Origin of the sequence: Pseudomonas sp. 2VD (assembly GCF_005503585.1) — a bacterium.
In the GTDB taxonomy this organism is placed as follows: Bacteria; Pseudomonadota; Gammaproteobacteria; order Pseudomonadales; family Pseudomonadaceae; genus Pseudomonas; species Pseudomonas aeruginosa.
Map to the genome: position 1 here is coordinate 1 of NZ_SCND01000408.1, position 4,978 is coordinate 4,978.

A 4,978-nucleotide genomic window follows, 5' to 3' on the forward strand; every position below is an offset into this window, starting at 1 on the left:
AGATGTTGATAAGAGACAGGATAACAACAATGACTGGAGACGATGATGAAACCCGAAGATTTCCGTGCCTCTGCCACCCGTCCGTTCACCGGCGAGGAGTACCTCGCCAGCCTGCGCGACGACCGTGAGATCTACATCTACGGCGACCGCGTCAAGGACGTCACCAGCCACCCCGCCTTCCGCAACGCGGCCGCCTCCATGGCCCGGCTCTACGACGCCCTGCACGATCCGCAGAGCAAGGAAAAGCTCTGCTGGGAGACCGATACCGGCAACGGCGGCTATACCCACAAGTTCTTCCGCTACGCGCGCAGCGCCGACGAACTGCGCCAGCAGCGCGACGCCATCGCCGAGTGGTCGCGGCTGACCTACGGCTGGATGGGCCGCACCCCGGACTACAAGGCCGCCTTCGGCAGCGCCCTCGGCGCCAACCCGGGCTTCTACGGACGTTTCGAGGACAACGCGAAAACCTGGTACAAGCGCATCCAGGAAGCCTGCCTGTACCTCAACCATGCCATCGTCAACCCGCCGATCGACCGCGACAAGCCGGTGGACCAGGTCAAGGACGTGTTCATCTCGGTGGACGAGGAAGTCGACGGCGGCATCGTCGTCAGCGGCGCCAAGGTGGTCGCCACGAATTCCGCGCTGACCCACTACAACTTCGTCGGCCAGGGTTCGGCGCAACTGCTCGGCGACAACACCGACTTCGCCCTGATGTTCATCGCGCCGATGAACACCCCCGGCATGAAGCTGATCTGCCGCCCCTCCTACGAACTGGTGGCAGGCATCGCCGGATCGCCGTTCGACTACCCGCTATCCAGCCGTTTCGACGAGAACGACGCGATCCTGGTGATGGACAAGGTGTTCATCCCCTGGGAGAACGTACTGATCTACCGCGACTTCGAACGCTGCAAGCAGTGGTTCCCCCAGGGCGGCTTCGGCCGGCTGTTCCCGATGCAGGGCTGCACCCGCCTGGCGGTCAAGCTCGACTTCATCACCGGCGCCCTCTACAAGGCCCTGCAATGCACCGGCTCCCTGGAGTTCCGCGGCGTGCAGGCGCAGGTCGGCGAAGTGGTGGCCTGGCGCAACCTGTTCTGGTCGCTGACCGACGCCATGTACGGCAACGTCAGCGAATGGCACAGCGGCGCCTTCCTACCCAGCGCCGAGGCCCTGCAGGCCTACCGCGTGCTGGCGCCGCAGGCCTACCCGGAGATCAAGAAGACCATCGAGCAGGTGGTCGCCAGCGGCCTGATCTACCTGCCCTCCGGCGTTCGCGACCTGCACAATCCGCAACTCGACAAGTACCTCTCCACCTATTGCCGCGGCTCCGGCGGCATGGGCCACCGGGAGCGGATCAAGATCCTCAAGCTGCTCTGGGACGCCATCGGCAGCGAGTTCGGCGGCCGCCACGAGCTGTACGAGATCAACTACGCCGGCAGCCAGGACGAGATCCGCATGCAGGCCCTGCGCCAGGCGGTCGGCAGCGGGGCGATGAAGGGCATGCTCGGCATGGTCGAGCAGTGCATGGGCGACTACGACGAGAACGGCTGGACCGTGCCGCACCTGCACAACCCGGACGACATCAACGTGCTCGACCGCATCCGCCAATGACGCCCGCGTCGCGTCCGGAGGTTATTCCCATGTCCCAGCTCGAACCCAGGCAACAAGCCTTCCGCAACGCCATGGCGCATCTTTCGGCGGCGGTCAACGTGATCACCAGCAACGGCCCGGCCGGACGCTGCGGGATCACCGCCACCGCGGTCTGCTCGGTCACCGACAGCCCGCCGACGCTGATGCTCTGCATCAACCGCAACAGCGAGATGAACACGGTGTTCAAGGCCAACGGTCGACTCTGCGTGAACGTCCTCAGCGGCGAACACGAAGAGGTGGCCCGCCACTTCGCCGGCATGACCGAGGTCCCGATGGAACGCCGCTTCGCCCTCCATGACTGGCGCGAGGGCCTCGCCGGGTTGCCGGTGCTGCACGGCGCCCTGGCCAACCTGCAGGGACGCATCGCCGAGGTCCAAGAGATCGGCACCCATTCGGTGCTGTTGCTGGAGCTGGAGGACATCCAGGTCCTCGAACAGGGCGACGGCCTGGTCTACTTCAGCCGCAGCTTCCATCGCCTGCAATGCCCCCGGCGGGCGGCCTGAACGGCGCCTCCAGGAATCCTCCGCCAGCGTTTCGCAGCCGCCGCCGAGAACCCGGCCAGGCCCTCAGCGGCGGTGCGCCGGCGGGATCGAGTAGGTGCCGACCACATGGGCGACCGGTTCCGCGTCGCCTTCGGAGAACAGCGAGACCTCGCCCATCGCCAGGGTCTTGCCGACCTTCATCAGGCGGCACTCGGCGACCACCCGGCGGTCCGCCGCCGGACGCCGCAGGAAGTTGATGGTCAGGCTGGTGGTCACCGCCAGCGGGACGATGCCGATCTCGCCCAGTACCGCCACGTACAGCGCGACATCGGCGATGGCCATCAGGGTCGGCCCGGAGACCGTGCCGCCGGGGCGCAGATCGCTGGCGTCGACCGCCTGCCAGACCGTGGCGCTACGCTCGCCGACGGCTTCGACCACGACCCGGGTCTGGGGAAATTCGCGCTGGATGAAACGGGCGATCTGCTCTTTCTTGTCGGTCACGGAACGGGTCCTTGGCAGTAGGAGGAGGAAAGGTACGGTAGTCGGGTCTAGCGGCCACGCGCCTCGCTCGGCGTCATCCCGTAGCGCGCCTTGAAGGCCCGGGCGAAATGCGCCTGGCTGGAGAAGCCGTGGCGATAGGCGACCTCGGCTACATCCAGGCGCCGGCCCTGGGGCGAAGCGAGCAACTGGCGGGCCCGCTCCAGGCGCCGCTCCTGCAGGTAGCGCCCGGGCGAGCTGCCTTCCTGGGCGAACAGCCGCGCCAGGTGCCGGCTGGAGACGCCAGTGGCGGCGGCCACCCGCTCGCAGCTCAGGGCGGGCTCGTCGAGGTGCTGCTGGATGTACTGCTTGGCCGCCAGCAGGTAGGACGCGCCCAGGGCGCTGGCGCGGTGCTCGCCGGCATGGTCGCTGATGATGCTCGCCAGCAGGTCGTAGGCTTCCTCCTGGTAGCGCTCGGCATCCTCGCCATGGGGGCTGTCGAGGAAATCCCGGGTACGCTCGCCGAGGGTCCGCACCAGCAGGCGCTGCACCGGGCTTTCCGCGCCGATCTTCAGCGGTCCCTTGAAGTCGCGCAGGCAGCGCTCGGCGAAATCGTCCTGGGGAATGTCGAAGATGAACTGCCGCATCGGTCCGGAAAAACCGAACAGGTAGGGCTTGTCGGTCCGGTAGATAACCAGCTCGCCCGGTTGCAGGAGGTTGCAGCCGTTGTCCTGGTAGAAGAACGACTGGCTGCCCTGCACCAGGGAGACGAAGATCGACTCCTTGGGCACTGCGCGGATCATCGAGCGGTCGCGCTCCACCACGTGCTCGTTGCCGCCGATGCGGGCCAGCCGCAGGCGTTCGAGGCAGAGGTTGTCCTGGGTCGCGGCGAAGCCGGCCTGGGAATACGACGAACATTTCAGGCCAACCAGGATGGAAGCGTTGTAGTCCTCCCAGAACGCCAGCCGCTGCTCCAGGGGAATGTCCTGGGTGCTGGCCCGCCGGGTTTCGAGCAAGGCATTTGCGGGCATTTTTATTCTTCTCGTCGAACGCTGCGTGGACCTCCCGGACCTCAGGCAAGGCCTCCGGGGCCAGGCGCCGGGCCGCTCCGCCGACCTGTCGCGGTCGGTCGGCGAGGCGCCTGGCACCCCGTCATTAACATCTGAATCCTTTCCTCCGTCAATCGCCCCCCAGCCGGCTCCGACGCTGGGCAGGCCAGCTTGGCGGCGCGCCGCGGGTCACGCCAGGCCATGTCCGAAAAGCGCAAGTTTCCTGGCCGCCAGGGTCAAACCCGGAGGCCCGCCCATGGCTAGAGTCGGCCCGACGATAACAACGACAGAGGCCGCCCCATGCCCGAACTCGCCACCCGTGAATTCTGGAAAGACCTGCAACCGATTCCCGACTGCTTCAAGCCGGACGCCAAGCCCGAGGTCTACCTGCGCAACGCGCCGACCGAAGACGAGCGCCTCTACGTGCCCTTCACCGAGACCGTGAAGTCGCGTCCGCTGTGGATCTCGCCAAGCGAAAACCGCTGGTGCGACATCCTGATGGCGACGAGCGCCGGCCTGGTCAACCGCCACTACCACCCGCACGAGGTGTTCGCCTACACCATCAGCGGCAAGTGGGGCTACCTGGAGCACGATTGGACCGCCACCGCCGGCGACTTCGTCTACGAGACGCCCGGCGAGGGCCACACCCTGGTGGCCTACGAGCACGAGCAGCCGATGCGTGCGTTCTTCATCGTCAAGGGGCCGCTGGTCTGGCTCGACGAGAAGGGCAACGCGGACGGCATCTTCGACGTCCACGACTACATCGCGATGTGCCGCGCGCACTACGACAAGATCGGCGTCGGCGCCGCCTACATCGACTCCCTGTTCCGCTGACCCCGGGCGCGCGCCGCCCCGGCGGATGCGCGCCTCCCCGCCGGCCGGCCCGCCCGGCCTGGAGACCGACATGGCGCATAACAACAATTCCGCCAGTTACGAAAACGTCCTGCTCTGCGTGCTGTTCCTGACCTTCGGCTTCGTCTTCTTCGACCGCCTGGCGCTGTCCTTCCTGTTTCCCTTCATGGAACAGGAGCTGCAACTGAGCAACAGCCACCTGGGCATGCTCTCCTCGGTGCTGGCCCTGGCCTGGGCGGTATCCGGCGCGCTGGTCGGCGCCTGGTCCGACCGCCGCGGGCAGCGCAAGCCGCTGCTGATCGTGGCGGTGATCCTGTTCTCGCTGTGCTCGGCGCTGTCCGGGCTGGTCGGCGGCTTCCTCAGCCTGCTGCTGTTCCGCGGCATCATGGGCCTGGCCGAGGGGCCGATCCTGCCGCTCTCGCAATCACTGATGGTCGAGGCCTCCTCGCCGCATCGCCGCGGCCTCAACAT

Annotated in this window: 6 protein-coding genes; 4 read left to right on the plus strand and 2 right to left on the minus strand. The window is 66.9% G+C overall.

Features of this window, described 5'->3' with window-relative positions; translation table 11 throughout:
* Positions 1–45 precede the first annotated feature (45 nt).
* On the plus strand, positions 46–1,608 hold the full coding sequence (gene hpaB / locus FFS27_RS28370; RefSeq protein WP_021265284.1) for a 4-hydroxyphenylacetate 3-monooxygenase, oxygenase component: 1,563 nt from the start codon (positions 46–48) through the stop codon (positions 1,606–1,608).
* Positions 1,609–1,637: 29 nt separating this feature from the next.
* On the plus strand, positions 1,638–2,150 hold the full coding sequence (hpaC, locus tag FFS27_RS28375; protein ID WP_003104531.1) for a 4-hydroxyphenylacetate 3-monooxygenase, reductase component: 513 nt from the start codon (positions 1,638–1,640) through the stop codon (positions 2,148–2,150).
* A gap of 63 nt (positions 2,151–2,213) precedes the next feature.
* Here hpaC and FFS27_RS28380 read toward each other — a convergent pair whose 3' ends face one another.
* Both FFS27_RS28380 and FFS27_RS28385 read right to left on the minus strand, forming a co-directional pair.
* Positions 2,214–2,630 (minus strand): PaaI family thioesterase, encoded by a 417-nt coding sequence (locus tag FFS27_RS28380; RefSeq protein WP_003104529.1) that lies wholly within the window; start codon positions 2,628–2,630, stop codon positions 2,214–2,216.
* A 47-nt stretch (positions 2,631–2,677) separates the two neighbouring features.
* Positions 2,678–3,637 carry a helix-turn-helix domain-containing protein gene (locus tag FFS27_RS28385; protein ID WP_009313336.1) on the minus strand — a complete coding sequence of 320 codons (960 nt, stop codon included), beginning with the start codon at positions 3,635–3,637 and terminating at the stop codon, positions 2,678–2,680.
* Positions 3,638–3,955: 318 nt separating this feature from the next.
* Here FFS27_RS28385 and FFS27_RS28390 point away from each other — a divergent pair, with 318 nt between their 5' ends.
* Complete coding sequence (locus FFS27_RS28390) at positions 3,956–4,489, plus strand: 2,4'-dihydroxyacetophenone dioxygenase family protein (RefSeq protein ID WP_003093399.1); 534 nt, start codon at positions 3,956–3,958, stop codon at positions 4,487–4,489.
* 70 nt (positions 4,490–4,559) lie between these two features.
* A partial coding sequence (locus tag FFS27_RS28395; protein ID WP_137952365.1) for an MFS transporter occupies positions 4,560–4,978 on the plus strand: 419 nt, incomplete at its 3' end.